Below are 25,886 nucleotides of genomic sequence, written 5' to 3'. Positions count from 1 at the left end.
CGCAGCTCTCAGAACTGCCGGGTTGGTTTGAGCTTAATGCCCCGTCCGGGCTGGCGCAACGTGAGAGACAGCGGTGAAAGCACCGACGGACGCCGCACACATGAGTGCTATGACCACCGAGACAGCCACCGCCAAGCCGATGTTCGACCACTTCGTTCCCGAGCAAGAACCACCGGTCGGGACCGTCGCGTCCTTCCACTACAGCTTCGCGTCCGGGGGCGGGTCCTCCACCGGATTCATGATGCGCGGCGCTGGCGGCTGGTCGGACAGCGTCAACCCGCAGCGGCACAACACCCGGAGCTGGGAGGTCCTGACTGACTTGTCCGTCCGAAACAGCGACATCCAGAAACGGAACCCCGGGAGCACAGCGGTGCTCACGTCCGTTCAGGTCCGTATCCATGCCGCTCCACCGGCAGATGGCCCCGGTGCCCGCCTGGCCCAACTCGAAGAAGCGATCATCACCGCCGCCGAACGTCTCGGCATCCGGACCGAAGGCGCCTCGCACGCCGAGCTGGTCTCAGCCCTCGAAAACCTCGTCGTCATCGCTAGGAGCGCATGATGCTGCAGGCGGGAGCTGTCGTGGCCATCGACGAAAAAGGTGACAAGTACCAGGCGGTTTGTGACCTCGGCTGCCTGCACACCGTCACACCGGTGACCCGATTTCCCATCACCATCGTCGAAGAGAAAAAGGTCCGCGACCTGTTCTCCGAAGGATGGGGCAACACCGGGCCGAAGCCTCCGAGCCTCCAGGCGTTTCGCGCGTTTGACACTGAAGGCACCGAATGGCTCCGCGACTGGGACGGCTGGGTCAACGAAGTCCCCGGCCCCTGGAAGACCGCCGGCGGCCGCCGCGCCCAGACCGCGTCCACCGCGGTCGACCCCGCGGTCCAGTACGCCGGCCGGGCGTCGGATGCCTACAAGTTCATCGACATGACCACTTCACTGGAGGCATGATGCACACCAACACGACTGGCGGACCCTACGACCGCGCGCAACCCCGGAAGGCGCCGGCAGGGACCTCTGGTCCAGGCTGCACCACCGGCAAGGACATCATCGCCAAGATCCTGACCAACCACTGGGCACAACCCTCCGTCCTTGATGGGCGTCCGGTCATCATCGACTGCATGGGCGAGGGTTGCGGCTTCCAGTCCAGCCACGCGAATCTGGTCGGAGACGACGCGATCTGGTCCGAGCACGCCTATCACGTCGCCGACCTGATGGAACAGTCCGGTATCGCCGAAACCGCCGGCGTCGCCAAGGCCGAGCGGCTGCGCCTGGCCGACAAGCTCGAGGAAGAAGCCGCCATCCGGACCTCCATGAACTGGCTCCGCTGGAGTGACGAGACGAACCTCGGCTGGACCCAGGCTGCCAACCACCTCCGCCACCCCACTGCAACAGACTAGCCCAGGAGAAACCATGGAAATGACCGCCCAGGCCGAGCCCGCATTCAAGCCGTTCGACGCCGTCCTCTATGACCGGGAGGAGTCCACCGGCCTCTACTTCCTGCCGGGCACACTGGCCGAGAAGCCGAGAGACAACTGGGGCCACCTGGTCGTCGGCCATGCTGTCCCGAGGACCCTGACGGAGGCCGAACTCGCGGCAATGTATTGGCACGCCCGCCACGCGCAGATGGTCGGCGGCGGGATCCATAACGACGCCGACGGCCGGATCGTCGACGAGGCCGCAGTACTCGAACGCTTTGCCACCCTGCCGGCAGTCCGCTAGGCGGTGAGCCGGGCCGCCACCTCCGCACACATGGTGGGCATGGCATCTTCCACCACCCTGCACCAGGCCCTCCAGGCAGCGATCAACGCACCCGGCGCCGTCACCAAGTCGCAGCTGGCGGCACTGCTGGTGAAGCACCCCGCGCCGGAGCTGCCGGACGAGAACGACCTGGTGATCCGGGACGGCATCCTGCACGTGGACGTCAAGGAATGCAACTGCGTCGCCTCCTCGTGGAACGCCCCCGAGGGTTGCATCCACGAACACCACTGCGGGCTGCATCCTGTTATCGACATCAGTACAGCGCTTGAACGCGGCGGATACCGTGCCTGAGCTGGCTGCACTCTCGGCCGCCTGGGTGCGCGGCGCCGAGCTGATCGCTGACATTTTCGGCGATGTGGACGCCTCCGATTGCCCCTACGATGACCCTGAACTTGCCACCGCTTGGAGGGATGGCACCGAAGCCCTGCGCGACTGGGACGGCCAAGCCGACCTGACCGCCAACCCCTACAACGACTGAGGACCCCATGACGATCACTCCGAACTCCGACAACATTCTGTGGATCGACTACGAGGCCACCGGCCTGATGAGCGATCCGTTTACTGTTCCGCTGGAAGGCGCCGCCATCATCACCGACGGCCAGCTGAACGAACTCGCCGTCCTCGAAGGCATCACCGTCCACGCCACCGAGGACGAGCTCTCCTACATGGGGGACTACGTGCGCAACATGCACACCGAGACCGGGCTGCTGGACAAGGTCCGGGCCTCCACAACCACACGGGCCCAGTTCGATGCCGCCCTGGCAGGCTTCGCAGCCCCATACTTCCCCATCAAGGGTGAAGAACTCGCTGACGGCACCACATACCGGGGCATGGTGATCGGCGGGAACTCCGTGAAGTACGACTTCGATGTGACAGAGAAGTTTTTCCCGCAGACACGCAAGAACATGGACTACCGCGTCATCGACATCTCCGGCCTGGGCGAACTCTTCCGCCGCTGGGCGTACGACTACTGGAGGGCCATGCCGCCCAAGCTCAGCGACCACACCGCGCTGACCGACATCCGCGCCGGCGTCAACGAACTGCGCTACTACCGGGCCGGAATGCACCTTCTCGCACCTCAGTAAGACCCGCCGCCGGCTCGCCCCGGCGGCACCACGGCCGATAGCTCAACCAGGCGAGGGCGAAACAGGGACCAGGGCCGGATTCTAGACACTCACGGCACCGCCAACATGTTAGCTCCAGAGCACCGCGAACGGTCGCGGAAGATCCGGGTTCAAATCCCGCAAGCCGACAATCGAAGGGCCGTCCCGGTGAGCCGGGGCGGCCCTTCCGCACACATCAGGTCCATGACCACTCAACTCACGCTCCAGGGATTCCTGGACGCCCTCGCCGCGGTCCCCCAGGACGCCGTCGTAAAGATGTCCGGTTTTGGGTCTGCCAGCACCCCGGGAGTCTTGTTCCGGCACCGCCCGTTCGTGGACGGGCTGTCGATCACCCCCACAATCGCCCGCGGCGCCCTGGACCTCACGGTCGCCGAACTCATCGACTTCCTGAAGGAGACCGGGCCGAACACGACGTGGCGCAGTCACGGCCGTAACGGGTTCGTCGACCTTCACCCGGCCGGGCCGGAGACCCCGATGTGGGTCGGCACTCCTCACGAGGTGAGCTTCCACGCAGTCACAGGCATCGAGATAGTGAAGGGCTTCGTGGTCATCCGGACCACCGATCTGGCCCCCGTCCAGGGGCCGTCGCTGCAGCGCATCCCGGAGGTTGAGGCAGTCAACCGGATGCGTGTTGAGCACCTGCAGCGCACGGGCCAGGACACTGCCTTCGCCCCGCATGTGGAGCGTTACCTGCTGAACATGCTTCCCGCCGAGCGTTCCCGCACTCTGATCGACCTCGCCGACGCGCGGCAGGACCTGACATCGTTCGAGGCCAGTCTGCAGGCGAAGAAGGACAAGGTCGCCAAGCTGGAGCGTGACGCGGTCCGGAACGACTACCTCCTCGGCATCCGTGATGATCTGCCAGGCACCGAGTCCCCGGGGCACGGCTCGGGAAGCTGACCCGGTGATTACGTTTCGGTAGTCAAGGTCCGGTGATTACGAAAAGCTCATCACGAGGTGCGGCACCTGACTGGTGACTGCGGCACCCGGGTCCGCACACATGGGGCGCATGAATATTCAGATTCGCAGCATCCCCAACGACGACGTCATCGCCCTCTCCAAGCAGCTGGACGGCCTGCACATCCAGACGGGCTCCGTTGACCATAACGGCCGGCTCGTGTCCGGCACCTTCCAATCCGCGAAGGTCCTGCCCGACGGGCGTATCGGCATCAAGCTGACCCGCTACATGAACGGAAAACACGTCCTGGACAGTGTCGCTGTACAAGCCGGCACAGATCCCCTGGGCCGCCCTTGGAGAACCGCCGTCCATGTCCGCGAAGGCAGCCAGTTGTTCGATACTCTCGACGCCGCCTGATCATGGACGTCGCGAAATTCATCCTCAGCGTGTCCGACCGGTTCTGCGTCATAGGATGCTGGCAGAGTTGACGAGCAAATCCGCCCGGTGACTGCCTTCCGATCTGCCGTACACATGAGAGCCATGAACTTCCGCAAACATCTCACCCTGCCCGCCGCATTCCTCTTCGCGACCTTGGCCCTGACCGGTTGCCAGCAAGGCACCCACAGCGCCGCCGAGGCGGTAACGAAGGCCGTCTCACCTGCTGTCTCACCGGTTGCCCCAGCGGCTGCTTCCCAGGCGGCATCATCCGTTCCGGCGGCCGCTCCCGCTGGCACGTCGGCAGCGGCAACGGATGTGAAGTCCGTTCACTCCCCGGGACTCGTTGCGATCGACGAGCAACTCGCCGCCGGACAGTGCTCGGCGAAGACCGTTGACGCTGCCACCGGCGAGTACCTGCCGGACCCGACGTGCACTCCAGGCAGCACCGATCCGGCTATTACCGAGGACAACATCGACTCGACCATCTGCAAGTCCGGCTATACGGCCACGGTCCGTCCGCCGGCCTCTGACACCGACAAGGTCAAAGCCGAGAGCCTGCGCGAGTATGGGCTGAGTCCGGCAAAAACGACCGAGTATGACCACCTGATTTCCTTGGAACTTGCCGGATCAAATTCGGTGTCGAACCTGTGGCCTGAGCCTAACAAGGCTGGAGCTACCGGCACCACGAACCCCAAAGATGCCGTGGAGAATACGCTGCACAAGGCGGTCTGCTCGCATCAGGTTACTCTTGTCGCTGCGCAGAAGGCAATCGCCCACAACTGGATCACCGCAGTGAAGGACCTGGGTTTGTAGTACCGAACTTTTCTCCCATCGGCGTATCGGCAGGCCGTCCAGACGACCGCCCGGACGTGACCTTAGAATCAGGGCATGACGACCACGACTGACCCGGCCGAGGCCCGCGACTACCTTTCCGATCATCTGAACCTGGAAGCGGAGGAGCATCCTGCTGATGAGGACTGGTACTACGCGCTCGAGGATCATCTCCTTGCCCTGGAGCCGAGCCACCCGATCTGCACCCGGCTCGCCGTAGCTCTGGAACCGTTCCTGAATGACGATGAGCGCATCGACTGCACCATGTACCCGCAAGGGAAGGCAGTCAACTTCCTGGACGAACAGAGCCCAAGAGGATCATTCTCTACCTACCTTGAGGGGTTGACGAGCGCCATCGAAGCCGATCACGAGCGGTGGGTATGTTGCCGACGCCGGAGCCGCGGCCTCATGGACCCTGGAATCGGGTCCGCCCGAGGTCTGACCGCGAGTCAACTCAGGAGGCTTTGACCAACGGCAGTTCATCCCATTCGGTGGTGTACCGCGGCGACATGGCTTTGCGCTTCATGCCCCAGTCGGGGGCTTCGGCCATTCCGGCCCGTCCGAGGCCGATGGATGAGACCCCGAAGCGGTCCATGACGTCGCCGAGCAGGGCCCCGATGTGTTTCTCTTCGTGGGCTGTAGCAAAAACCGGCAGCTGGGGCGCGGCGCCGGCCGGCGACAGATCGGTCAGCATCACCCCGGCCCTGGCATAGGGGATGCCGTCAACAATCGAGTGCTCGAGAGCGCCCACGGCGGCTTTCGTCAGGAGAACCGGGTCCGCCGTCGGTGCTGCCAGGTTCACGGTCGCGGACGGGAAGGATGAGAACTTCTCGTTGAAGTAGGACGTGCCGGCGAAGCAGGACATGATCTTCGCTTGTTGGTGGTCTTTGGCGAGCCGGATCGCGGCCTGTTGTGCGTAGATGGCCATGACTTCGTGCATACGGGATGCCGTTGTCACCGGGGTGGAGAACGACCTCGAGAAAATCAACTGCTGCTTGGTTGCGATCTCTGTCTCCAAAGGGATGCACGGGATGCCGTTGAGCTCCATGATGGTTCGCTGCATCAGGACACTGAATTTCTTCCGCATTGCCACCGGATCGGCGGCTTTCAGGTCAGCGATCGTGAAGATGCCCATCGCGTTCAGCTTCTTGCCCAGGCGCCCGGCGATTCCCCAGATCCCTGTCACCGGGACACGGGACATAATGGTCTCGGCATGGTCCGGCGGGAGGGTGTCCCAGCTGCAGACCCCTTCGAGGGCTGGGTTCTGTTTGGCCACCCGGTTCACGAATTTGGCCAGGGTCTTGGTCGGCGCTATCCCCACACAGACCGGCAAGCCGATGTTCTTTGCCACCGCTGCTTTGATCTCCCGCCCGACCTTCAACAGGTCCTCCGGGGTGCCGCGGAGCGAGACGAAGGCTTCATCAATGCTGTAAACCTCGATGAGGTACGAGAAGCGGCCAAGCAGCTCCATGACCCTGGAAGACAGGTCTCCGTAGAGCTCATAGTTTGAACTTCGGTGGATCAGGCCGGTGCGTTTGGCGTCCGCTGCGAGCTTGAACCAGGGGTCGCCGTTATCGATGCCGAGGGCTTTCGCCTCGTTGGAGCGGGCGACCACGCAGCCGTCGTTGTTTGATAGGACGACAACCGGCTTGCCTTCCAGACTGGGATCAAAAACCCGTTCACAGCTGACATAGAAACTGTTCACGTCCACCAGGGCGACCCGGTCGACTTTGCCTCCTGGATGCCCTTGCATTCGAGGTGTCACTGCCGGCGGTAAACGTGGTGCAGGCAAAGCGTAACGACACCCCAGACCGAGAGTTCGCTCAGCTCCGAGATGACGATGTCGGGGTATCCTGCATTTTCGGCAGCGAGCCGGACCCTGCCGTGATCGAGTCGAAGTCGTTTGATAGTCATGTCACCATCGATGACGGCCACAACGATGTCGCCGTCCACGGGCGTGAGGGAACGGTCAACGAGAACCTCGTCGCCATCCGAGATGCCGGCGCCTTCCATCGAATGCCCGGCAACCCGGACCAGGAAGGTGCATGTAATGTCCTTGATCAGGTGCTTGTTGAGGTCGACGCGACCGGTGAAATAGTCCTGGGCTGGCGACGGGAAGCCGGCTGCAACGGACACCGGGGCAACCGCGACACCTGTGAAACCGGTGAGATCGGCTTCGAGCGCGCCGATCTCCGCTACTTCGCCCATGCCAGAGCCTCCCACCATTGAAACTTATGTTCGAGTGCCTCGATAGACCATCGAACACATATTTGATTATAGGCGCGGCAGTCCGACAAAGATCCTTCGAGGGGTAACGACCGGTTCGGTCGAGGGTATGCTTCAGGGCACACCGAACGGCTCCAACCTGCGGAGGGCCCATGAACTACCAGCAATACTTCGTGGTTGTCGCCCTGGTGATCCCGATCTTCTTTTTCGCTCACCTTCTCGAGTTCAGGCAGTATTCGCAGCGTACCGACGCCAAGACGTGGGTCCTCCTTGTGTACGGTGTCGGAATGCTCGGCGCGACCGTTCTGGGAGAACTGATGGCGCTGCTCTATGTTTGGAACACCGGCCTTCCGGGGTACTCGGCCGAGAACTTGCCTCACGGCGATGAGTCCCTGGCCATCGTGAAAAATGTGCTGATCGGCGTAATAATCGCGTTGCTTCTCGCCTCTCTAGTACCGGCCATTTTGGGCGCTGCATCTCCAAAGTCAATTCCGACTAAGGAAGCCTTGGTGCCATCTCACTTGGAATGCGACTCGTCATCAGGTGGCAGGACGACGTTGATCGTGGCGGCAACCGTAGCTGCCACCGCTGCGCTGCTACTGCTGGGGCGAAAACGCCTCCGGTGAGCTGAACACCCCCACCCGCACACATTGCGGAGATGAAGAACATCCCATCTCGAATCGCAGCCGTCCTCCTTCTGGCCGGCGGCACCGCCCTCCTGACCGGATGCCAGGCAGGGACTCCTGTTCTTGATCGGACCCTGGATGTCACCTCGCTTCCGACCCCTGCTAGTCCCGTGCCGGCAACCAGCCCCGCTAAGCCTGCTGATCAGACAATGGGACTCGACCTTCATTTCGGCGGCACTTCGTTCGGGCTCAACTGCGCCACTGACTCTGTCAGCACCGGGACGAACGGAACAACTGCCGTGGAGTGCAGTTGGAAGACCAGCGACCGGTGACATCCTCCCCTTGAAAGATGGGCCCATCACCGTACCGGCGCGGCAGCCGCACACTTACCTGGCATGACTGCAACATTGATCGCGCCCGTCGGCGCACCGGACCAGCTCGAAGACGCCTGGCAGCGACAGGCGGTTCTCGCGGACCATCTGGACACTGCCCCCGCAACCGCCCTGGATGAGACCCAGAAGGCCCTCATCGTCGCCAAATGGTCCCAGGACCGCGCCGCAACCCTGGATCTCATCAACAAGGCCCGGGGAGCCGCCGAAACGATCCCCCGCCTCGAACACAAGCTCGCCCAGCTGGACTATCTGACCGGCCGAACCTCTATCCTCCCCGCCCGCCACTGACCCACTCACATCACGCTGCAGCAGCCCCGTCGGGCATTGTCCGGCGGGGCTGTTGCGTTCAGGGTGAGGATTTACCGGTTGTCCGCACACATGAGGCCCATGTTCCTCACGTATCTTCTTCAGGTCTACGGCTACTGGCTGTTCGCCAGCACCATGTTCATCTGGCTGGGCTCCGCCCTGTACCGGACCATCCGGAACACCCTCAACGCCGGCTTTGAAGACGCCGTTGAAGTAGCCGCGCCTCCACGCCCCCGGACCGTCCGTGTCCCGGCCCGCCCAACCCGTAAACCCGGCATCCACCAGCAGCAGCTCACTACCGCAGCCTAGACGGTGAGCGGGGACGGATTCTCCGCACACATGGTGTCCATGACAACCACACTGACCCGTCCCCGTCCCTCCGCACTGCCCCTCACCGTTGCAACCACCCAGGTTTGGGGCGCGATGCTCTCCTCCTATTCCGAAGACACCGGCGGCATCTCCGTCTGGTCCACCGAAGATGGCGCGCTCCGCTACGCAGAACGTGTCCTGGCCGCCCAGCCCGGCCTCGAATTCGAACTGATGACCTGCACCGGCAACGGCCAGTGGGTCTCTGTCGCCGATGGGGCCGGAATCCGCGAGGTCATCGCCCGCCGGTGGTCCGCCTGAAGCGCCATCGGCCCCGCACACGACGGATCGCATTTCATTGACCCGCACGGCTCGTAGCGGCCACGGCATTTCTGTACCGAGATCTACAGAGGTCTAGTAAAAGGCTAGATATTGAGCGGCGTCGCTCAAGAGAAAGGAGAGGTGCGGCCCAACCGGATCGCGCCTCTCCGTTCAATCTGCCTGGCTCAGTGCTTCTTGAAGGCGTCCTTCACCTTCTCGCCGGCCTGTTTCAGGTCCGCTTTGACTTGATGCCCTTTGCCTTCGGCCTTCAGCCGGTCGTTGTCGGTGGCATCTCCGACTGCTTCTTTGCCCTTGCCGTGGAGCTTCTCGGCAGCGTTGTGGATCTTGTCACCCAAACCCATTGTGGTCCTCCTTGATTGAACGCCCCCGCGTCGTGGATTCCGTGGAGGCCGACAATTAATTGTAGGTACAGGTCCGTCAAAAATCGTGGCGATGCCGGTGCTCTGTCTATCCGACGTACAGGGCCCCGGTTGGCGGCTCACCGCCTGCTTCCATCAGGCGGTGAGCCGGACTCCTATCTCCGCACACATGTGACCCATGACGCGGCCACTCCACGTCTCCCGGCCCGCGGGTCATCTACCGCCTCGGGCCACTCCTGACCCTGAAAGCAGAAACCCAATGATGAAGCGCTCTTTCACCATTCTTTCCATCGTGTTTTCCGCAGCTGCCGGACTTACCGCCTGCGGCAGCCACCCGGGAGCATCCGTGGACAAAAGCCAGCCGTCCAGCAAGCAGCTCGAGGTCTACCAGACGAATGTGCAAGGCGATCCGCTCGTGTGTGTACGGGACAACGGCTACGACAGCATTTCCTGTAACTGGGAGGCATGGAACAAGGTCCGGCCCGCTAAATGAGCGGCACCGACCGGGACCGGAGGGGTCGCCCTCATTCGGACAAACGCTGCCCCGAGTCCGCCAACGGGGGCTGTGTGTACTGCAACACCGGCGACCAGAAACCCTCCCTTCGCCGCCGCGCCCGCCGCGCGGGCAAGCGCTCCGTCCGACAGGAGGACCGCGCATGAGCTATGAGAAGCTCACCGTCGTCACCAGCGCCCGCTGGGTTGCCGATGACCTGCGCGCCGCCGGCACCATCGACGTCGAACACTCCCTCGGCCTGGATGCACCTAGGCTCGACGGTTCAACCGCGCTCTGGTGCTCCGGTCCGTGGGCAATCCGGCTTCTCAAGACCGGCATCAGGCACCCTTTCCTGTCCACTGGCCCGGAGTGGCTGACGACCGTGCCGGCTGAATTTCTGCGCCGCGATGTATGGGCCGGAACGATCGAAGAGATGCCATACAAGGGCTTCAAGCCGAAGTTCTACAAACTTGCCGAGCATAAGCATTCTGCGGTCCCGGCGGGTCTTCACATCGGTCGCGGGAAGTTCCAGCGTTCCCTCTTTGAAGCGTTCGACTACACCGACGGTGTCTTGGGCCTTCACTATCTCGGCTCGGAGCCGATGGAGTACGTACGCGAGTACCGCTGCTTCATCGCTCACGGCAAGGTGACCGCTGCCTCCTTCTACATGGCCACGCTGCCAGGTGTCGGCGACAGCATCGTCACCATCACCTGGGATGCCTACGAGGCAGGCCGCGCCCCGGACGCTTCCAAGGCCGCAGCGTTCGCCCAGACCGTCGTTGATGCCATGGGTGCCAACCAGCCCCCGGGCTACACCCTTGACGTCGGCACGGACGCGGACGGGGACTTCTCGGTCATCGAAGCCAACGCCGCCTGGTCATCCAACATCTACCACGCACCATCTGAGGGGGTCATTGAATCCGTCCTCGCCTCCCAGGAACCTGGCCACAACCGGTGGGCGTGGACACCTGACGAGCTGTTCCTGACCCGGGCCCGGCCACTGCCCACCGGCGTCCGAACAAACACGGCGCCCGTCGTGAAGATCGTCGACGTCAAGACCGGCCCTGCCGACGAGTCCCTGCGCATTCACGACGAACTCGACAACTAGCCATTGCGCGCCGTCCGTCCCGACATCCGGGGCGGGCGGCGTTCTGCTGCCCGGGGAGCGGCCGCCGAGCCTCCGCACACATGATCGGCATGGCAAACCTTCACGCTGACCTGACCAAGCTTCTCGCCCGCCACCGGGCGTCCCGGAACCAGGACTTCACCGGCCTCCTCACCGACATCCAGATGGCCGTGGATGACGCTGGGACCCCCGAGTACCAGTACCGCAACCACCCGAGTTGGGACACGACCTGGATGGACCTGGACGAGTCGCAGATCGGTGTCGTCCTCAAGCAGGGCCACAGCGTTGAGCGCCGGCTCATCCTCGGTGGCTGGGAAGCCGTGACGGAGGTGCCCCGTGTTTCCGATTGATATTGATGCTCCCCGCCCTGACGTCCCGCACTCGGAACGGATCTTCGCGGCGTCCAATGAGCTCCACGACGCCTACGCCCGCGATGAGAACTGGACCCGACGCGTGCCGCTGCATGAGGCCTATGTCCTGTTCTTCCTGGAGATGACAAACGACGCCATCGGCGACCTCATCGACCGCTGGAAGACCAACGGCATGGTCGGTGGATTCCCCGACGCCCTGGCCGTACACGACGAGCTGAAACGGATCATCTGCCTGGAAGACAAGCAGGCAGCCGAAGCGGCCCGGGTGCAGGAGGCAACCCTATGACGAAGACCCCGGGAACTGACCCACTGGGCTCCCTGCACCATGCAATGACCCTGAGTTCAATGGACTGGGCCCAGTCACGGGACACTGCCTGGATCTACGGCATCGCCGTAGGTTGGGACGGGCCTGCCATGAAAGAGCTTGCCGGACGGCACGGGTGGTCGGATCAGCAGGTCGCCAAGCTGAGGAAGCTGCGCCGCTATTACCGCGCCGCCGAGCTCACCGAGGAGCGGAGGACCTCATGACAACAGGTCGAGTAGGGGCAGAGATGACAGCCGCCGAATATCTGGCTTTCGTCAGGCAAGAGAAGGATCCGTTCAAGCTCCGTGTTTTCTGCCGCTGGCAGGCGATTCGATTGTGGGACGACGAGAACCCTGAGATCCGCGAAGAGGCCAAGCAGTTTGCAGCCACCGCGAAGACACTCGTCGGCGTCTGCCAATTGCGTGTCGATCTGGAATGGAATGCCCTGTTGAGAGCTCAGTCATCCTGGAAGCGCAGGAAATTCGTGCTCGGACGCGAAGCTTGGTGGCAGGCCCGCCTGGCTGAGCTGGAAGCGTCTGCCGAAGCCGAGCTTGCCGAAATGGCTGCTGACTGGGTCAAATGAGCGGCGGTACATGGGGAGGACGGCTGCGCCCTCCGCACACATAACGCCCATGACCATTACTGCTACTGATGCCCGAGGGGCCACCATCCATGTCGGCGACATCGTCACTTACGTGACCGGCGGACGCTACCCTGCGATCATGACCGCCGAGGTCGTGGACATCAAGGTAAAAGTGAAGCTGGGCAACATGGACCAGCTGAACCGCTCCGGTTCATGGCGACGGTACGCCAACCCGAACCGCGATGACAACCGGACTTCCTGGGTCGATGGGCACCGCGCCATCGTCGTCGATTCCCTGCCCTTCGTCGAAGGACGGCAGAACACGCGGGAGCCGGAGAATGCCTAGCATCCCCAGAACCATCCGAGCCGGTGAACTCGGATCCGAGCACCGCGGACTGCACTTCAGGTCGCTGACCTACCGGGACGGCAACAAGACCTCCCGCGAAGGCCGCCACGTGCACAACTATCAGGCGGAGACTATCTACCACTTGAAGAACGGTGCCATCCTGATCAACGGCTCCCACCCATACCTCCGCCCGGACTCGGTGCTGACCGTCTGGGATCCGATCGCCGGGGCCCCGGAACTGGTCGATGACGGGATCATGTCCACGCCGGAAGCCCTCGATGCCCTGCCTGTGCTGGCCATCATCATCGACAACGATCCGCACGGCAAACCGCATGCATACCAGAAGCGGACCGCGGTCATCGGCGGTATGCGGCTCGCCCGTTGGTTCTGCACCACGGACGCCGACTGGCCCGAATCCTCCGAACGGCTTCTGCGCGAAAGCGCTACCTACTCCGTCTTGTGGCTCCCGAAAGGAACGCCATGACCTTCACCTGGCTTGAGGACCTCGAAGCCTAGCCTATTACAGATTCGTAGCGATTCCGATATGATTTAGATATGCCTTTGAGTATTCCGGAACTGGCGAAGCGCCTGAATATCAACGAGAGCCGGGCGAGGCTTCTCGTCCAGTCCGGACGCATTCGCGGCCAGCGGGTCGGCGGTCGGTGGGTCGTAGACGAACTCGATGCTGCGCAATACCGACCTGGCGGTCCAGCCGGACGGCCACTGTCCGAGCGAAGTGCCTGGCAACTTCTCCTGTACGCGCCCAATCAGGCCATTAGCGGAATGGACCCCGTCGATCTTTCACCAGTCGAGAAACATCGCCTGATCCAGCGGTGGCACCGGCTTTTGGAAGCACCCGACCCTCTACGGCTTGCCTCATCCCTGCTGGCCAACCGTGCCGAAAAGGTGGAGCTCTCCTCCAGCCCGGCCGATCTTCCGGAATTGCGGGAGGATCCACGCGTGCGGCCTTCAGGTGTTTCCCACCCGGAGTCCGGGCTGCTGTCCAGCTCGGAACTCGAGGCTTACGTGAACCGCAAAGACTTCGATGCGCTGATCAAGGATTGGTTCCTTGTGGCGGCCCGGGCAGGCCAACGCCCGAATGTTGTCCTCCACGTCGCGGACAATGTTCCCGATGAGCTTCCTCCACTGCTGATTGCTGCGGATCTGGCCGAGCGCCCCGGCGTTCGTGAACAAGATGCAGCGCGCGAAATCCTGAGGAGCCACCTCCATGCCAGTTGATCTCCCGGTCATGCTCGCCGAACAGCAGGAGGCCTGGCAGGCGGTCTTCGAAATCCACCGCGCCATGCCGCACGGCTGGGTGCTAGTCGGTGGGCAGGCCGTCTACCTTCATGCGATCGAGCGCGGGGCTCCCTTCGTCCGGCCAACCAAAGACGCCGATATGGCTCTGGACATCCGCGCCTACCCGACGATGCTCCGTGACTTCACTGCCCTCCTGGTGAAGCTCAACTTCGAGTCCGCGGGCGAATCCCTTGAAGGACACCAGCACCGATGGCTGCGCGGAGATGCAATGGTGGACGTCCTAATACCCCGGCACCTTGGCGAACGCGCGGACAGCCGCCGAGGCGTGACCGGCGGAACCACAATCGCTGCCCCGGCCAGCCAGCAGGCTCTGGACCGGGCTGAAACCGTCGACGTCGTCGCAGGATCAGCATCGGGCAGCGTCAACCGTCCGTCGCTGCTCGGCTGTTTGATCGGCAAGGCCTCCGCCCTGACGATTACGGATGACCCGGGCCGGGAGCGGCACATCACCGACTTCCTCACGCTTGCCGCCGTCGTCGGCGCCACCGATCTTCGTGGGGTCACCTACAAGCCGGCCGAGCGGGATCACCTCGCCAACATGCTGGGCCACCTGGCCATCAATCCTGAGCACATGGCACTGGTTCCTGAAGGAGCACCCGGAGTTGAGCGACTCCGCATGTCGCTGAGCTGACCCTGTCGTCGTCGCGAACAACACAGCCCGTCTCCCCAAGGCCGCGGGGAGATCCCAGAAGATGTCCGTACACATGGTGTGCATGACTTCCCTCGACACGATCCTCGGCACCGCCGGGATCGACCCCACCGACCTGGGCGCCACGGTCGATGAGCACCGCCTCATGTCCATGAACAAGGACCTCGTGCTTGCCGACCATTTCCCTGTTGAAGACCTCGCCGCCGGCGTTGAGCAACTCGGTGACCGGCTCCACCGCATCCTCAAACTGACCGAAGGCTTCCTCGGACGGGACGACGACGCCGGGGAACTGGCCCGCGCCATCACCTCCGCCGCGCTCACCGACGTTGCCGGCGTCAAAGATTCGCTCCGCCGCTACCTTGGCCTGGCGGCCACGAACGCCGACGGCTCGGCCCCGCTCTTCAGCGACGTTCCCCTCTACGGCTACCCGGACCTGCGGTGCGTCACCCACGGCATCCTGGACCATCAGCGCCGGACCTTCGTCCGCAACAACTACCTCGTCAGCGTCTCCACCGGCACGGTCACCCGCGTCCCGGACACCATGAACGTCTTCGAAACCGCCGCCCTCATCGGAAACCAGGAAACACACCGTGGCTGAATCAATCACTGAGCCCTCCGTAGCCGGAATGCTGCCCGGCACGACCATCGAGACGCTCGAGGAACTTGCCGCGCTTCCCAAACACTCGGTCGTGTTGGTCCGCTCCGAAACGCAGCCGTACTTCCGCACCGCCTGGACCCTGTCCATCATCTACGGCGTGCGGACCTGGCATTCCTCATCATGGCGGGCCGATCCCAGCGACAAGGAACTCTTCGACGGGGCCAAGGAGCCGATCATCCTGCTCTATAAACCGCTGGAGCAGTTCGGAATCGGGTCCCTGTACGAGAAAGGCTGGCTGGACAGCCACAAACCGGTCACCGTCCATGACAGCCTCCCGGCAGCCCTCCAAGCACTCACCACAGCGCTGGACTCTGACCCGGACGCGGTCCTCACCCACCGGCTCCACCCCGGACCCTGGCAGCTGCACGAAGCCTGATCCCTTGCCGGAAACCACGCCGCGGTGTGAGGATCATGCAATGGAAACCCGCCCGGTTCTCACCACAGACTTCCGGCTGACCCCCGAGGCAGACGGCCCTCAGGACATCGTGACCCTGCGCTCCACCGCGGCCGGCGGACGGTTCGAGTCGACCGCGGTACGCACTTGGGTCACGGACCTTGCCGGGAGCGGGCTCGAAGCTGACATCACGGACCCGGTCCTCATCCTCGCCGAACGCGAAGCCGGAAACCTGGCAGCTTTCCACCGGCGTGCCATCGACGAGCTCGCCTCCCGCAGATCAGTGGACTACGAGGTCGCTGACCTTTTCGTCGCCGGCCCCGAAGCCTGACCAGCCAACACACCGGACCTGATGACGTGATTGCCCGGCGCCGCACACATAGCGGTCACAGGACAACTACGCAGTCAGGAGCCGGACAGTGACCGTCATCATCGATTTCCCCCGCCAGGCCAAGCCGCAGGCCGTCGCGGTTCATGTCATCTCCGATGCGGTTCTGCAGGAGCTGCTGCGCAAAGCTGTCGTAGCCTACCGCGCCGGCGAAGCACGGGTCGCCGGCTCCCTCGGGCACCGCCACCACCTCGCAGTCTCCCTGGCCTTGCTGGACGCCATCCAGATCGTGATGGACGCCTGCGGGCTGGCCCAGGAGCTGGAGCGTTGCATGGGAACCGGGATCACGGACATCAGAACGTTGACTAGGATCGTTCGCGATTTCGACGGGCCACGGTCCGCCTGACCATCCTCAACAGAAATCCCCGCACCGGTTCATCCGGCACCGGGGATTTCTGCGTGGAGAGCTCCCGCAGCCTCCGCACACATGAACTTCATGCCCTCCTTGATTTTGCCCGAACAGAGAACGCGGCACCGCAACTCCGTCCAATGGGCCGACGCCGCACCGGCCCGCGACCGGATCGAGCTGCTGCTCCGTGCCGGATTGACCATGGAATCCATTGCCGAGATGTGCGCTGTGCACCATTCGCAGCTGTATGTTCTCCGCAACGGACGCCGGGGCAAGCCGATGACCAAAGTCCGTGCCAGCACCCTGAACGCCCTGCTGGCCATCAAATCCAAAGACATCGCCGCCCATGAGCTGCCTCCTGCGTCCAAGGTCGCAGGAGATGGCGCACGCACCCAGCTGCAGTCCTTGTACTGTCTCGGATGGTCGATCGATGCCCTCCATCAGGAGAGCGGCCTGGCCAAGAGCGCGTTGCGCGGGCTCCGCGACGGGGACCGGACCACCGAGGCTTTCCGGCTCAAAGTCGACGCTCTTTATGGCCGGCTCCGCGGTCGGTGCGCCCCACGGGTCACCGAACTCGACCAGATCCGGTACGACAACGCCCTTGCCAGGGCTGCCACCCACGGCTGGGACCAATACGACGCCGAGGACACGGCATGACCCGGCCGCGCAAGGTGAAGGTGCTGCCTGTTTGCGAATGTCCCCTAGCATCCCATGAACACGGCACCCGGGACATGTACGGGTATCACCGATGCCGGTGTATCCCTTGCTCGGACGCGAACCGGGACTACAACCGAAGATCATCGGCACTGAAACCCAAGCGTGAAATGGCAGACGCGGCCCTGGCCCGCACCCGCATCGACGCCCTCCGTGACGCCGGCATGACGACGGCGGAGATCGCGCACCTGTGCGGGGTCCACCCTAATGTCATTGACTTTGCCCGGCTTGGGCGCAACGGCAGGAAACCTGCAACCGTGAAGGCCAGCACCTTGCAGGCCCTCAATGCGATCTCCTATCGCGACATCGCCGGGCTCGAAAGGCGGCCCGGCAGGAAAGTCGACGGGGATGTTCCCCGACGCCAGATCCAGTCGCTGTACAGCCTTGGCTGGACCGGAAAGGCCATCGCCGAACAGGCCGGCACCCTCGCCACCAACATCAGCTGGCTTTTGGCCGGTCACGGGACGACCGAGGAAATCCGGGCCGGAGTTGCCCGGGCGTACGAGACGATGAGGACGACCACGCCGTCGGAGGCCACCGGCCCGGACAGGTCCCAGGCCGCCCGTGCCCGGAACCGGGCTGTCGCGAACGGATGGACGATCGACACGGCAGAAGACCACGAATACGCCATCGCCGCCTGAGCGGGGACGGCTGGCCCGCCCTCCGTACACATGTCCCGCATGACACGATCAACAGCCATCGCACAGACCCCCGCTTCGACATGCGACAAGGTCCGCGATCCGCTCAAAGACACCGAGTTCGCAGGGAAGACGCTGTGGACCTGCGAGAAGCCGGCCGGACACGACAACCGTGGCGCACACCTGATGACCGACGGTCAGGGACGCAAGACGCACTGGCGCGGGTCCGACAATTGAGCGTGACCATATGCCGCAGCTGACACCTTTGGACCTTGACTGCCTGGAGTATCAGACCGGGTTCCTCAGCGGCCTGGTGATTGCGTCCTGGGGCCGGCCGGAACAAATGCACGTCTATGCCCGTCGATGCGCGAACGTCATGGCACCGTTGGGTCGTATCCGCGAACACGAGTACTACTCCCTCATTGCCGATACCGCTGCCCGCAGCATCGGGAAGGCCGCCCAGAAAGCCTGGGAGCTGAGGCGTCTTCGCCACCGGCTCCTCGCCAGCCGCGGCGCACGCGCACAGTGGACCAGCGCGTACACCGATTCGCTGCTAATTGAGGACGAGGACAGGATCCGCACTCTCCGGGACGAGACCACCGACTACCGGGCCCGCGTCCGTGTCTATTTCGACAACGGCGGAGCCCGCGCGGTGAGTTGAAACGGTTCCTCCGCACACATGGTCCCCATGGAAAACATTGACCCGCGCATTGACGCGATCTACGAAGCCGACCCCCTGCTGAAGCTGGTTGGCCCCGGCACCATCACAGACGTCCTCAACGCCGCAGCCAAGGCAGGACTCAGCATCCATGAAGTCAACACGGGAACCCTCGCCGGTGCCGAAGCGATCATGGATGTCCATCCCACCTACAACCGCCCCGTCCTTGTCTCCCGCGACCTCGTCAGCTTTGCGGCCGTCGCCGGCGAGTGGCAGACAGCCTCCGCAGAGGTGCTGGAAGACGCCCGTGCCTGAGACTGCAACTCTCCCATCGCTCCGGAACCCCCGCATCGACTCAGCGGCGGGCTCTGATTACATCAGCGTCGATTGAGTCCTGTGATGCCGCACACATAGGAGTCACTAGAAGGTATCGGCGAAGAAGGCGTACACCATGAGCATCGAAATCACAGACCTCACCGCCCTGGTTGGGGACACGGCCGGGTTCGAGCTGACAGCTCCTGCGGAAGCAGTCACCGCTGCGATCCGCCAAGTAGAAGCCGAACACCCCGGATACAGCCACTCCTACTCCACCGAAATCCGCTGCAACGCCTGGGGCTGCGGCCGGTTCATGGAGATCAAGGTCGGGAAAGGTCACAACAACGCCGCCGCCGAAGCCTTCGCCGTCCACCGGGCAGAGCGCGTCGATGCCCTCCTCGCCGAGTGGTTTCCCGCCCCGGAGGACGAGGACCTTGGCAACTGACCCACGTCCCGCCGGTGATGGGAGTCGACGGGTCCGCACACATTGGATCCACGAGCACCATCCATCAACAGAAGGACAACCATGAGCGTTTCACTCCTCGAGGTCGCCGTTGCAGCACCTCTGCAGCTTTCCGCACTTTCCCTTATCCCCGTGGCAGGCATGGTGAGCGAGGCACCTGAACGAACAGCCGAACTGCTGCAGCTCCCCGTGGCGGGCATGATCGTCGGTGCCATCATCATTGCCGTCTACGGCGCCGTCAACTACGGCATTTCCCGTGCCGCCGCCAATCGTTCTGCCGCCGAGGTGCTTCACCCGTGAAAATTCAGGCCGTCGTACTTAGGTCGATATTCCTCACTGCTTCGGCGCTGAGCTTGACCGCCGGTATTGCCAGCTTGTGCGGTTTCACCCTGGCCTACGGCCCGGTGATGATCTTCTGTTCGATCGGTCTCATGGTCGTCGGTCTCATCCTGGCCGCGGTGTTCAAGTTCTGGAACAACAGGCCAAGGCCCGCCATTGACAACTGAACGGGACATGCTGAACCTGCTGTTGGACCGGTACACGGCCATCCGCAGGGGCACCATCGCCGACCGTTGGGTCAGGGCCGAGCACGTCAAATCGTCCTTGGGTTATGCCGACGGGGACCGGATCGCTGACTTCGTCGCCGGTGACAAATACGGCGGCGGCCATGCGGGCGAGAAGCTGGCCCTGCACGGCCACGAGGTGAAGGTCTCCCGGTCCGACTGGCTCACGGAACTCCGGGACCCGAACAAGGCAGAAGCTATCAAAAAGTACATGCACCACTGGTGGCTGGTCGTCCCCGATGCGTCCATCGTCAAGCCCGGCGAACTGCCCGAAGGGTGGGGTCTGCTGGCGCCCGATGCCACCGGGAAGCTCCGGGCCAAGAAGTCAGCGCCCCGGCTGAGTCCGGAAGAACCTCCTCTGGCGTTCATCATCTCGTTGATGTCCGCCGCGGCCAGGACCGCACACCGTGAACCGCTGCACCGGGATGCGCCGGTGACCTTCGGCCGACGGTACGCCCCGCATTGTGGCGTTTGTATGACCGCGTCGCCTTGCTCCATCCACCAACCCCGCGCGGCAGCCGACCTGGCCAGCAGCGCCGCCTGAAGGAAGACTCCGTGACCAGAAAACCGACCGATCCGCGAAATCTGTCCCAGCGGGAACTCGACGAGCTGCTTGACCGGCTTGTTGAGGATGGTGAGGACGAGAAGGACACTTCACTTTGGCGCGCTGCCCACGCAGAGTGGGAACGCCGAGAGGACGTATAGAAGAAACGCCTGCAAGTTACTGCGGTGCGTGCACCTCTTTCCCACTCCACCAGCCCAGTGAAGGTACCGAGGCGCGGTTCCTTTAGTCGCAGCAGCTTGCGCTCTGTGAACCCCGTGAAAGGGCCCGGCCATCGATGGTGGGCGGTCCTTCCCGTGACCGGTGAGAGATGGCTTGGCTGCCTCACACATCGACGTCAGCGGCGCCTTGCCGCCGCGACTTTCCAGAAGGCTGACCATGGCATCTAAAGACCCTGAACCGGAGTCCTACTTCGGCATCCGCATTGAACCCGGCGAGAACCTCGCGGGCACCGTCAAGCAGGCGTCACGCCGTGCCCGGATCTACAGGCTGGCAGACGATGGCGCGTCGGACCTGGCCCACCGCAAGCGGTCTCTCAAGGAATCGATTGCCAACCGGAAGCTCCTCATCGCGTGCATTGAGAAGCGCCAAGCGGGCGAGACCGGACAGCTGCCCCGATCCCAAGAGGAGGCTGACAGGTTCATCGCTGCGCACCGCGAAGCGATCAGGGACCTCAAAGAACGGCTGGCCGGCGCCGCTCCAGCGAACCCCGCCATCGCCCCTATGACCCGCAGGGTCGCCCGCGAGGACCGCCGTCGGGAAAGGAAGGCAAAGCGTGGGTGAAACGGATTGGTAGAAAGAGCCATTCAAGTGCCGTTAAGGGCGGACTAGCGACACACGCGCCCGATCTCCCACCATTGTCGGGCCGCGGTGCCACTATCGGCTTATGAGCACTCCAACGGTGGAAGCGGCCATCAACGACCTGATGGACCGGGCGTGGAACGCAGTTTTCAAACTGCTCTGCGACCGCGGCCTCATCGGCAACGACCTGGACGTCGAAGAGTACACCGGGCTGGCGTCCTGGACGGAAGGCCTCACACGCTACACGGTCGTTCACTCGACCACGGTGGCCGTCCTCTTCCGGGACACCGACCCCGTGGATGCCATCCCGTTCCACCGGGACCTTCTCGGCTCCGATGACCCGAAGGCGTTCTTCAACCTCCACTAGCGAACCCGCGCCCGAGTCTCATCGGGTAGGCGAACTGTGCGCTCCGCACACATGCCTGCCATGCAGCTTTTCCCAGGAATTTTTCGTCACCGTTTGCCCCATCATCCTTTCCGCTCCATGATCCTCGTTGCCGCCACGGATGCCCTCCAGCAGGCAAAGGGGTGAGCGTCTACATCGACGACGCTTTCATTCCGGCGACCGTCGGCCGGCTCACCAGTCGGTGGTCCCACATGTTCGCGGACAGCACGGAAGAGCTCGTTGCCTTTGCGATGTCCCTGGGACTGAGGGCGTCCTGGATTCAATACCCGGGAACACCGAAGGAGCACTTCGACGTGACCGAACCGAAGCGGCGCCTTGCCGTCGCCAAAGGCGCGGTCGAAATCACCTACCGGGAGGCGGCACTGCGCCGCAAACGCCTCGAAGAGGAACTCCGGGCAGCAGCCGAGTAGGTTTTCGGCTGCTGCCTCACACATACGGCCCATGGGACTGAGTCAGCAGTTGCTCCAGTCCCGGGTTCAGGGGCTGGCTCCGGGCTAGTCATCCCTCGACGAGCCCCCTCACCCACCACGGGCGCTGATCTGCGTCCGTCTGCACGATCAGAAAGAGAACCATTTTGAAGAACGCACCACTCGTCGTGGTCCTGGTCATCGCGATCGTGGCCTTTGTCGGCCTCATCACTTACCTGCTGATCAAACGTAGCCAGCAAAACAGTCAGACACCGCAGCAAGGCCCCGTGCGCACTACGCCACAACAAGGTCCTCAGCAGCAATACCCTGTTCGCCCGGCGGCTCCCGCTCCGGTGTACGTCGACAACCGACCCCTCGTGGTGGATCGACGCCCCGTGTACGTCGAGCCACTCGCGTACCGGAGCCCCAGCCTCATGGACGTCATCATCGCCGAGGAAGTCGTCGAAGAAATCCGGGAGGAACACCGCGAGGAGCGCTTCGAGGAGTACCAGGAAGAGCGCTACGAAAGCCGCGAGGAACCCCGGTACGAGCCGAGCTATGAGGCTCCGTCAGACAACGGTGGTTGGGGTGGCAATGACTCCAGCTGGGGCGGGAACGACTCCAGCGGAAGCGACTCCGGCTGGGGCGGTGACAGCGGAGGGGACGGCAGCTTCTAGCCTTGGCAAAACTCCATCAGCGGTCCTGTGTCCACGCGGCACAGGACCGCACCCGTTTCTGGGTGAGCTCGTATATTGTCGGGTTGAAGCCGAGCGGCATTCGCCGGCAAGAATGGGGAAGAATGACCGAGAACGCAGCCTGGGCTGATTTTGCTGCGCGTCTCGACGATGCTCAGGCACGTCGGGACGCCGAACTGCTCGGCCTTGATAGAAGCTATTCATCAGCCCTGGCAACAGGTGCTTCCATAGACACCCTCGCAAGCCGGCATTCACGTTATTTGGATCATCGCAGAAGCGCCCAGGCACGCCATACCGAGGTCATCGCCGGCATCAAGCGAGACTACATTGCGGCTGTCGGCCCCGACGCGCGACCGCTTCCGGAACCGGCCCCGTCACGGCCCCCATATCCTGCACCGCAACCCGGGACGCCAAAGACAACAACCACACCAAATGCGGGTGCTCTCCGAAGAGGCCAGCAACCAGTGCGGCTGCCGACCGGCTGGGGGTTGGAACGAAAGCAAAGGTCGCTCTGGGGAATCGCCGCCAAGGTCATCGGCGGCACGGCCGTTGCCACACTCGTGGTCGTAGCCGCCCTGTCTTGGATGAGTTCGTCCGCGTCAAAGGCCACATCCGCTGCCTCCTCCCCGGCGTCGTCAGGCCAGCGCCTTAGTTCGTCACGAACTGTCGTCTACGAGGTTGAGGGTACGGCCAAGGTTGTTGACATCACTATGTCGACCGCCTCGGGCATCTCTCAACAATCAAATCTCAAGGTTCCAATAACCGCTAAAGACAGTGGCGAACGAGGGCTTACCGTGACTGTGAATCCCGGTGCGTACGTCTCCATTCTTGCCCAGAACCAAGGATCATCCGGTACGGTGACCTGCAGGATCACCGTGGACGGCACTGTTGTTTCGACAGTCACCTCATCCGGAGCCTACACAATTGCTAGCTGCTCGGGAACCGCATATTGACCTGATAGACAGGTCATTCCTTGGAGGTCACCGAGTCTCAAATTGGAGATCACGGGCGAGTCGCAGGCGCACCCGTCGCCCCCGGTTACGATTCATCAAGAACCATCATCACCGCATCTATTCCTGGGGGATCCCATGGCCGTCCGACGGCTCAGCATCGTGCTTCTTTTCGCTGTGGCAGCTTTGACGGCATGCTCCGGCTCGCCGTCGGCATCCAATACGGGAAGCGTCGGTGCTACCCGCGATAAGTTCGATATTTTCTGCCGCGACACGAAGCAGGTCTCCACTTACTATGCTTCGTTGCCCGAGGCGTGGACGGCCGCCAAAAAGACCCCCTTCGCGAGCTGTTACACGAAGGAAAGGTCCGGCGAAAATACCGTCCAACTCACTGATGACGACAAGAAGGCCCTAGCTGTGGTCCCAGCCGGTGATGTCAATGCCTATAAGCCGGCCTACGGGGACCTTGTCGCAATCTGCGCCGAATGGAACGACAGCATGACGGCCGGGGACAATCGCACGTTCACCCAGCATGACTTCCTCCGCGCAGCACTACTTGTTTGCCCGGACTCGCCATACACAGCAAGCATGCAGGCATACCTTTCCGCCCCTGTAGTGACCCGTACACCGGTGGCGACAGCCACGCCGAAACCGACGCCCACGGTCACACCAACGCCAACGCCAACACCTACGCCCACTCCCTCGCCCACGACCACCGTCACATACCGCATCGAAACCGATGGAACGATCGGTGTCATCACTTACGGCAACTTCGTTAGTGGCCAGATGGGAACAGAGCAGGCGGCTGACGAGGTGCCAGGCCCAGTCGAGAAGACTTACACCTTCCCGGGCCACATCTTCGACTCCCGCAGCTTCACCTCACTGGACGTCACGGCCCAGGCGGGAGCGGCCAGCCACTCGATCACCTGCCAGATTCTGCTGGACGGACGAGAAGTGTCGAAACATACTTCGACAGGGGCGTTCGCTGTGGTGGACTGCAGCTACGCCCATTAGGTGGTGAGGATAACAAATGTCCGATCTGCCGCCCGGGCTTCGTCCGCCGGCTCTGGCAATGGCGAAGGCCGTGAACCGGATCCCGCCCCCGGATACGTTGCCTGGCGGCTGCCTCTATGAGCCCAAGTGGGATGCCGAATTGCCATCGCCATCGAAGACAAGGGCGCCACGCTCTGGTCCCGGCAAGGCAAAGACCTCACCAAGTACTTCCCCGAGCTAGCATCAGCCGCCATCGAACAGATCCCGGCCGGTTGTGTCGTCGATGGCGAAGCGCTCATCTGGTCAAACGACCGCCTCGACTTCAACTCACTCCAGCAGCGGATGATCACCGGCAAAGCCGCCCTGCCCGGGTTCGTGAAGGAACGGCCTGCCTCGTTCGCGGCGTTCGATGTTCTCGCGGTCGCCGGGCACGACACCCGGAACATCATGCTGCGGGACCGTCGCACACTCCTTGAGGAACTGGCCTCCGGCTGGTCCCCGCCGTTGAACCTCTCCCCCACCACCGCTGATTTCGAGCTGGCCACGCAGTGGTTCGAAGAGATGCCGGCCACCGGCATCGAAGGGCTTGTCTGCAATTCCCTGTTGAATTAGCGTGTTGATGCGGTTCAAGAGGGGTGTGAGTGGTGCTAGGATGGCGTATTTTTTGGGTGCCGGCGGGGCGGTCTGTCGAGTCGAAGCGATTGCCGGTCTTGGGCGGTTGGGATGGCCTGGCGGAGGACGAGGAGCGGGCCGGTGTGCGTCCTGGGACGCCGATCCTGCTGTCGCCGGACTGCCAGGACAACACGGGTGGCGGTGGAGACGGCAACTACAGCCCAAGGACCGCGCTGAAATTCCTCGCCTCAAAAGGATTCCGGGAGACGTACCGTGAGAACAACATCCTGCTGCTCCAGAAAAGCCAGTACGCCCAAGACAGTGAAAGCCTGGCTACGGCGGCGAAGAATTAAAAGACCGAAAACCTGGTTCAAGCCCCCGATCGCCGCGTGCTGTCGAGTCGGCGTGACACTCTTCGCAGGCTTCTTGGGCTACTACCTCGGATCCAGATTCTGACACTCTGACCCCCAGGATAAAGATCCCTGCCGACATGCCGCCCACCGATAGGTGGCTGTC

At 63.1% G+C, this 25,886-nt stretch carries 51 protein-coding genes; 48 read left to right on the top strand and 3 right to left on the bottom strand.

What is annotated here, in order from left to right; genetic code table 11:
* The first annotated feature begins 109 nt into the window (after positions 1 to 109).
* The 11 genes from ABD884_RS08250 to ABD884_RS08200 all read left to right on the top strand — a co-directional run bounded on the left by ABD884_RS08250 (position 110) and on the right by ABD884_RS08200 (position 5,523).
* The gene (locus ABD884_RS08250) at positions 110 to 559 is read left to right on the top strand and encodes a hypothetical protein (RefSeq protein ID WP_345042876.1); all 450 of its coding nucleotides are present in this window, start codon (positions 110 to 112) and stop codon (positions 557 to 559) included.
* Entirely contained in the window at positions 556 to 954 is a 399-nt protein-coding gene (locus tag ABD884_RS08245) for a hypothetical protein (RefSeq protein ID WP_345042869.1), read from the top strand. Before ABD884_RS08250 ends, ABD884_RS08245 begins: the two co-directional genes overlap by 4 nt.
* Positions 951 to 1,403 (top strand): hypothetical protein, encoded by a 453-nt coding sequence (locus ABD884_RS08240; protein WP_345042864.1) that lies wholly within the window; start codon positions 951 to 953, stop codon positions 1,401 to 1,403. Before ABD884_RS08245 ends, ABD884_RS08240 begins: the two co-directional genes overlap by 4 nt.
* A gap of 13 nt (positions 1,404 to 1,416) precedes the next feature.
* A complete protein-coding gene (locus tag ABD884_RS08235; RefSeq protein ID WP_345042860.1) occupies positions 1,417 to 1,725 on the top strand; it encodes a hypothetical protein in 309 nt (102 codons plus the stop codon).
* Between the two features lie 39 nt (positions 1,726 to 1,764).
* On the top strand, positions 1,765 to 2,055 hold the full coding sequence (locus ABD884_RS08230) for a hypothetical protein (protein ID WP_345042853.1): 291 nt from the start codon (positions 1,765 to 1,767) through the stop codon (positions 2,053 to 2,055).
* Positions 2,048 to 2,242, top strand: coding sequence for a hypothetical protein (locus ABD884_RS08225; RefSeq protein WP_345042848.1), 195 nt, complete (start codon positions 2,048 to 2,050; stop codon positions 2,240 to 2,242). Before ABD884_RS08230 ends, ABD884_RS08225 begins: the two co-directional genes overlap by 8 nt.
* A gap of 7 nt (positions 2,243 to 2,249) precedes the next feature.
* Complete coding sequence (gene orn, locus ABD884_RS08220; RefSeq protein WP_345042841.1) at positions 2,250 to 2,849, top strand: oligoribonuclease; 600 nt, start codon at positions 2,250 to 2,252, stop codon at positions 2,847 to 2,849.
* Positions 2,850 to 2,954: 105 nt separating this feature from the next.
* Positions 2,955 to 3,788, top strand: a complete 834-nt coding sequence (locus ABD884_RS08215; RefSeq protein WP_345042835.1) for a hypothetical protein — start codon at positions 2,955 to 2,957, stop codon at positions 3,786 to 3,788.
* A 109-nt stretch (positions 3,789 to 3,897) separates the two neighbouring features.
* The gene (locus ABD884_RS08210) at positions 3,898 to 4,203 is read left to right on the top strand and encodes a hypothetical protein (protein ID WP_345042830.1); all 306 of its coding nucleotides are present in this window, start codon (positions 3,898 to 3,900) and stop codon (positions 4,201 to 4,203) included.
* Between the two features lie 123 nt (positions 4,204 to 4,326).
* A complete protein-coding gene (locus ABD884_RS08205) occupies positions 4,327 to 5,037 on the top strand; it encodes a hypothetical protein (protein WP_345042825.1) in 711 nt (236 codons plus the stop codon).
* A 75-nt stretch (positions 5,038 to 5,112) separates the two neighbouring features.
* Positions 5,113 to 5,523: a hypothetical protein gene (locus tag ABD884_RS08200; protein WP_345042818.1), complete on the top strand. Its 411-nt coding sequence runs from the start codon at positions 5,113 to 5,115 to the stop codon at positions 5,521 to 5,523.
* Here ABD884_RS08200 and ABD884_RS08195 read toward each other — a convergent pair.
* Entirely contained in the window at positions 5,510 to 6,808 is a 1,299-nt protein-coding gene (locus tag ABD884_RS08195) for a Y-family DNA polymerase (RefSeq protein ID WP_345042813.1), read from the bottom strand. The two genes, ABD884_RS08200 and ABD884_RS08195, sit on opposite strands and share 14 nt — an antisense overlap.
* Before the next feature lie 8 nt (positions 6,809 to 6,816).
* Positions 6,817 to 7,263 carry a LexA family protein gene (locus tag ABD884_RS08190; RefSeq protein ID WP_345042806.1) on the bottom strand — a complete coding sequence of 149 codons (447 nt, stop codon included), beginning with the start codon at positions 7,261 to 7,263 and terminating at the stop codon, positions 6,817 to 6,819.
* A 170-nt stretch (positions 7,264 to 7,433) separates the two neighbouring features.
* Between ABD884_RS08190 and ABD884_RS08185 the strand changes: the two genes are divergently transcribed.
* From ABD884_RS08185 to ABD884_RS08165, 5 genes are all read left to right on the top strand, one after another.
* Positions 7,434 to 7,907, top strand: coding sequence for a hypothetical protein (locus tag ABD884_RS08185; RefSeq protein ID WP_345042799.1), 474 nt, complete (start codon positions 7,434 to 7,436; stop codon positions 7,905 to 7,907).
* A gap of 32 nt (positions 7,908 to 7,939) precedes the next feature.
* A complete protein-coding gene (locus tag ABD884_RS08180; protein ID WP_345042793.1) occupies positions 7,940 to 8,239 on the top strand; it encodes a hypothetical protein in 300 nt (99 codons plus the stop codon).
* Positions 8,240 to 8,302: 63 nt separating this feature from the next.
* Positions 8,303 to 8,587: a hypothetical protein gene (locus ABD884_RS08175; protein ID WP_345042787.1), complete on the top strand. Its 285-nt coding sequence runs from the start codon at positions 8,303 to 8,305 to the stop codon at positions 8,585 to 8,587.
* A gap of 99 nt (positions 8,588 to 8,686) precedes the next feature.
* Positions 8,687 to 8,914 (top strand): hypothetical protein, encoded by a 228-nt coding sequence (locus tag ABD884_RS08170; RefSeq protein ID WP_345042780.1) that lies wholly within the window; start codon positions 8,687 to 8,689, stop codon positions 8,912 to 8,914.
* Positions 8,915 to 8,953: 39 nt separating this feature from the next.
* Positions 8,954 to 9,232 (top strand): hypothetical protein, encoded by a 279-nt coding sequence (locus tag ABD884_RS08165; protein ID WP_345042774.1) that lies wholly within the window; start codon positions 8,954 to 8,956, stop codon positions 9,230 to 9,232.
* Between the two features lie 185 nt (positions 9,233 to 9,417).
* Here ABD884_RS08165 and ABD884_RS08160 read toward each other — a convergent pair whose 3' ends face one another.
* Complete coding sequence (locus ABD884_RS08160) at positions 9,418 to 9,594, bottom strand: CsbD family protein (protein WP_345042768.1); 177 nt, start codon at positions 9,592 to 9,594, stop codon at positions 9,418 to 9,420.
* A gap of 277 nt (positions 9,595 to 9,871) precedes the next feature.
* Here ABD884_RS08160 and ABD884_RS08155 point away from each other — a divergent pair, with 277 nt between their 5' ends.
* From ABD884_RS08155 to ABD884_RS08000, 32 genes are all read left to right on the top strand, one after another.
* Entirely contained in the window at positions 9,872 to 10,105 is a 234-nt protein-coding gene (locus ABD884_RS08155) for a hypothetical protein (RefSeq protein ID WP_345042763.1), read from the top strand.
* A gap of 163 nt (positions 10,106 to 10,268) precedes the next feature.
* Positions 10,269 to 11,213 (top strand): ATP-grasp domain-containing protein, encoded by a 945-nt coding sequence (locus ABD884_RS08150; protein WP_345042758.1) that lies wholly within the window; start codon positions 10,269 to 10,271, stop codon positions 11,211 to 11,213.
* Between the two features lie 89 nt (positions 11,214 to 11,302).
* A complete protein-coding gene (locus ABD884_RS08145) occupies positions 11,303 to 11,581 on the top strand; it encodes a hypothetical protein (RefSeq protein ID WP_345042748.1) in 279 nt (92 codons plus the stop codon).
* Positions 11,568 to 11,888 (top strand): hypothetical protein, encoded by a 321-nt coding sequence (locus tag ABD884_RS08140; RefSeq protein WP_345042741.1) that lies wholly within the window; start codon positions 11,568 to 11,570, stop codon positions 11,886 to 11,888. Before ABD884_RS08145 ends, ABD884_RS08140 begins: the two co-directional genes overlap by 14 nt.
* Complete coding sequence (locus tag ABD884_RS08135) at positions 11,885 to 12,130, top strand: hypothetical protein (RefSeq protein ID WP_345042732.1); 246 nt, start codon at positions 11,885 to 11,887, stop codon at positions 12,128 to 12,130. The genes ABD884_RS08140 and ABD884_RS08135 overlap by 4 nt, the downstream gene beginning before the upstream one ends.
* Positions 12,127 to 12,489, top strand: coding sequence for a hypothetical protein (locus tag ABD884_RS08130; protein WP_345042727.1), 363 nt, complete (start codon positions 12,127 to 12,129; stop codon positions 12,487 to 12,489). The genes ABD884_RS08135 and ABD884_RS08130 overlap by 4 nt, the downstream gene beginning before the upstream one ends.
* Positions 12,490 to 12,538: 49 nt before the next feature.
* A complete protein-coding gene (locus ABD884_RS08125) occupies positions 12,539 to 12,835 on the top strand; it encodes a hypothetical protein (RefSeq protein ID WP_345042723.1) in 297 nt (98 codons plus the stop codon).
* Positions 12,828 to 13,319, top strand: coding sequence for a hypothetical protein (locus tag ABD884_RS08120; protein ID WP_345042718.1), 492 nt, complete (start codon positions 12,828 to 12,830; stop codon positions 13,317 to 13,319). Before ABD884_RS08125 ends, ABD884_RS08120 begins: the two co-directional genes overlap by 8 nt.
* 71 nt (positions 13,320 to 13,390) lie before the next feature.
* A complete protein-coding gene (locus ABD884_RS08115; RefSeq protein ID WP_345042711.1) occupies positions 13,391 to 14,074 on the top strand; it encodes a helix-turn-helix domain-containing protein in 684 nt (227 codons plus the stop codon).
* Entirely contained in the window at positions 14,064 to 14,786 is a 723-nt protein-coding gene (locus tag ABD884_RS08110; protein ID WP_345042701.1) for a hypothetical protein, read from the top strand. The genes ABD884_RS08115 and ABD884_RS08110 overlap by 11 nt, the downstream gene beginning before the upstream one ends.
* A gap of 82 nt (positions 14,787 to 14,868) precedes the next feature.
* Positions 14,869 to 15,402 (top strand): hypothetical protein, encoded by a 534-nt coding sequence (locus ABD884_RS08105; protein ID WP_345042692.1) that lies wholly within the window; start codon positions 14,869 to 14,871, stop codon positions 15,400 to 15,402.
* The gene (locus ABD884_RS08100; protein ID WP_345042686.1) at positions 15,395 to 15,838 is read left to right on the top strand and encodes a hypothetical protein; all 444 of its coding nucleotides are present in this window, start codon (positions 15,395 to 15,397) and stop codon (positions 15,836 to 15,838) included. Before ABD884_RS08105 ends, ABD884_RS08100 begins: the two co-directional genes overlap by 8 nt.
* A 40-nt stretch (positions 15,839 to 15,878) precedes the next feature.
* Positions 15,879 to 16,187 carry a hypothetical protein gene (locus tag ABD884_RS08095; RefSeq protein ID WP_345042680.1) on the top strand — a complete coding sequence of 103 codons (309 nt, stop codon included), beginning with the start codon at positions 15,879 to 15,881 and terminating at the stop codon, positions 16,185 to 16,187.
* Between the two features lie 88 nt (positions 16,188 to 16,275).
* Positions 16,276 to 16,590 carry a hypothetical protein gene (locus tag ABD884_RS08090; RefSeq protein WP_345042673.1) on the top strand — a complete coding sequence of 105 codons (315 nt, stop codon included), beginning with the start codon at positions 16,276 to 16,278 and terminating at the stop codon, positions 16,588 to 16,590.
* Positions 16,591 to 16,671: 81 nt separating this feature from the next.
* Positions 16,672 to 17,250 carry a hypothetical protein gene (locus tag ABD884_RS08085; RefSeq protein WP_345042667.1) on the top strand — a complete coding sequence of 193 codons (579 nt, stop codon included), beginning with the start codon at positions 16,672 to 16,674 and terminating at the stop codon, positions 17,248 to 17,250.
* Complete coding sequence (locus ABD884_RS08080) at positions 17,247 to 17,948, top strand: hypothetical protein (protein ID WP_345042662.1); 702 nt, start codon at positions 17,247 to 17,249, stop codon at positions 17,946 to 17,948. The genes ABD884_RS08085 and ABD884_RS08080 overlap by 4 nt, the downstream gene beginning before the upstream one ends.
* 39 nt (positions 17,949 to 17,987) lie before the next feature.
* The gene (locus tag ABD884_RS08075) at positions 17,988 to 18,182 is read left to right on the top strand and encodes a hypothetical protein (protein ID WP_345042654.1); all 195 of its coding nucleotides are present in this window, start codon (positions 17,988 to 17,990) and stop codon (positions 18,180 to 18,182) included.
* Positions 18,183 to 18,192: 10 nt separating this feature from the next.
* The gene (locus ABD884_RS08070; protein WP_345042649.1) at positions 18,193 to 18,606 is read left to right on the top strand and encodes a hypothetical protein; all 414 of its coding nucleotides are present in this window, start codon (positions 18,193 to 18,195) and stop codon (positions 18,604 to 18,606) included.
* Between the two features lie 27 nt (positions 18,607 to 18,633).
* Complete coding sequence (locus tag ABD884_RS08065; RefSeq protein ID WP_345042642.1) at positions 18,634 to 18,918, top strand: hypothetical protein; 285 nt, start codon at positions 18,634 to 18,636, stop codon at positions 18,916 to 18,918.
* Positions 18,919 to 19,054: 136 nt separating this feature from the next.
* On the top strand, positions 19,055 to 19,363 hold the full coding sequence (locus ABD884_RS08060) for a hypothetical protein (RefSeq protein ID WP_345042638.1): 309 nt from the start codon (positions 19,055 to 19,057) through the stop codon (positions 19,361 to 19,363).
* An 81-nt stretch (positions 19,364 to 19,444) separates the two neighbouring features.
* A complete protein-coding gene (locus tag ABD884_RS08055) occupies positions 19,445 to 19,681 on the top strand; it encodes a hypothetical protein (protein ID WP_345042634.1) in 237 nt (78 codons plus the stop codon).
* The gene (locus tag ABD884_RS08050) at positions 19,678 to 19,887 is read left to right on the top strand and encodes a hypothetical protein (RefSeq protein ID WP_345042629.1); all 210 of its coding nucleotides are present in this window, start codon (positions 19,678 to 19,680) and stop codon (positions 19,885 to 19,887) included. The genes ABD884_RS08055 and ABD884_RS08050 overlap by 4 nt, the downstream gene beginning before the upstream one ends.
* Positions 19,877 to 20,488, top strand: a complete 612-nt coding sequence (locus ABD884_RS08045; protein ID WP_345042622.1) for a hypothetical protein — start codon at positions 19,877 to 19,879, stop codon at positions 20,486 to 20,488. The genes ABD884_RS08050 and ABD884_RS08045 overlap by 11 nt, the downstream gene beginning before the upstream one ends.
* An 11-nt stretch (positions 20,489 to 20,499) precedes the next feature.
* Positions 20,500 to 20,649: a hypothetical protein gene (locus ABD884_RS08040; RefSeq protein ID WP_345042616.1), complete on the top strand. Its 150-nt coding sequence runs from the start codon at positions 20,500 to 20,502 to the stop codon at positions 20,647 to 20,649.
* 172 nt (positions 20,650 to 20,821) lie between these two features.
* Positions 20,822 to 21,289, top strand: a complete 468-nt coding sequence (locus ABD884_RS08035; RefSeq protein ID WP_345042609.1) for a hypothetical protein — start codon at positions 20,822 to 20,824, stop codon at positions 21,287 to 21,289.
* A 103-nt stretch (positions 21,290 to 21,392) separates the two neighbouring features.
* A complete protein-coding gene (locus ABD884_RS08030; RefSeq protein ID WP_345042604.1) occupies positions 21,393 to 21,674 on the top strand; it encodes a hypothetical protein in 282 nt (93 codons plus the stop codon).
* Positions 21,675 to 21,835: 161 nt separating this feature from the next.
* Positions 21,836 to 22,123, top strand: a complete 288-nt coding sequence (locus tag ABD884_RS08025; RefSeq protein ID WP_345042598.1) for a DUF4031 domain-containing protein — start codon at positions 21,836 to 21,838, stop codon at positions 22,121 to 22,123.
* Positions 22,124 to 22,287: 164 nt separating this feature from the next.
* On the top strand, positions 22,288 to 22,797 hold the full coding sequence (locus tag ABD884_RS08020) for a hypothetical protein (RefSeq protein ID WP_345042592.1): 510 nt from the start codon (positions 22,288 to 22,290) through the stop codon (positions 22,795 to 22,797).
* Positions 22,798 to 22,799: 2 nt separating this feature from the next.
* Positions 22,800 to 23,768 (top strand): MmpS family transport accessory protein, encoded by a 969-nt coding sequence (locus tag ABD884_RS08015; RefSeq protein ID WP_345042585.1) that lies wholly within the window; start codon positions 22,800 to 22,802, stop codon positions 23,766 to 23,768.
* A 135-nt stretch (positions 23,769 to 23,903) separates the two neighbouring features.
* Positions 23,904 to 24,779, top strand: coding sequence for a hypothetical protein (locus ABD884_RS08010; protein ID WP_345042576.1), 876 nt, complete (start codon positions 23,904 to 23,906; stop codon positions 24,777 to 24,779).
* Between the two features lie 126 nt (positions 24,780 to 24,905).
* Positions 24,906 to 25,370, top strand: a complete 465-nt coding sequence (locus ABD884_RS08005) for an ATP-dependent DNA ligase (protein ID WP_345042570.1) — start codon at positions 24,906 to 24,908, stop codon at positions 25,368 to 25,370.
* A gap of 56 nt (positions 25,371 to 25,426) precedes the next feature.
* The gene (locus tag ABD884_RS08000) at positions 25,427 to 25,723 is read left to right on the top strand and encodes a hypothetical protein (RefSeq protein ID WP_345042565.1); all 297 of its coding nucleotides are present in this window, start codon (positions 25,427 to 25,429) and stop codon (positions 25,721 to 25,723) included.
* Positions 25,724 to 25,886: the final 163 nt, after the last annotated feature.

Origin of the sequence: Arthrobacter methylotrophus (assembly GCF_039539965.1) — a bacterium.
Lineage (GTDB): Bacteria > Actinomycetota > Actinomycetes > Actinomycetales > Micrococcaceae > Arthrobacter > Arthrobacter methylotrophus.
Note: the sequence above shows the minus strand (reverse complement) of the source record. Positions and strands in the feature narration are given on the sequence as shown.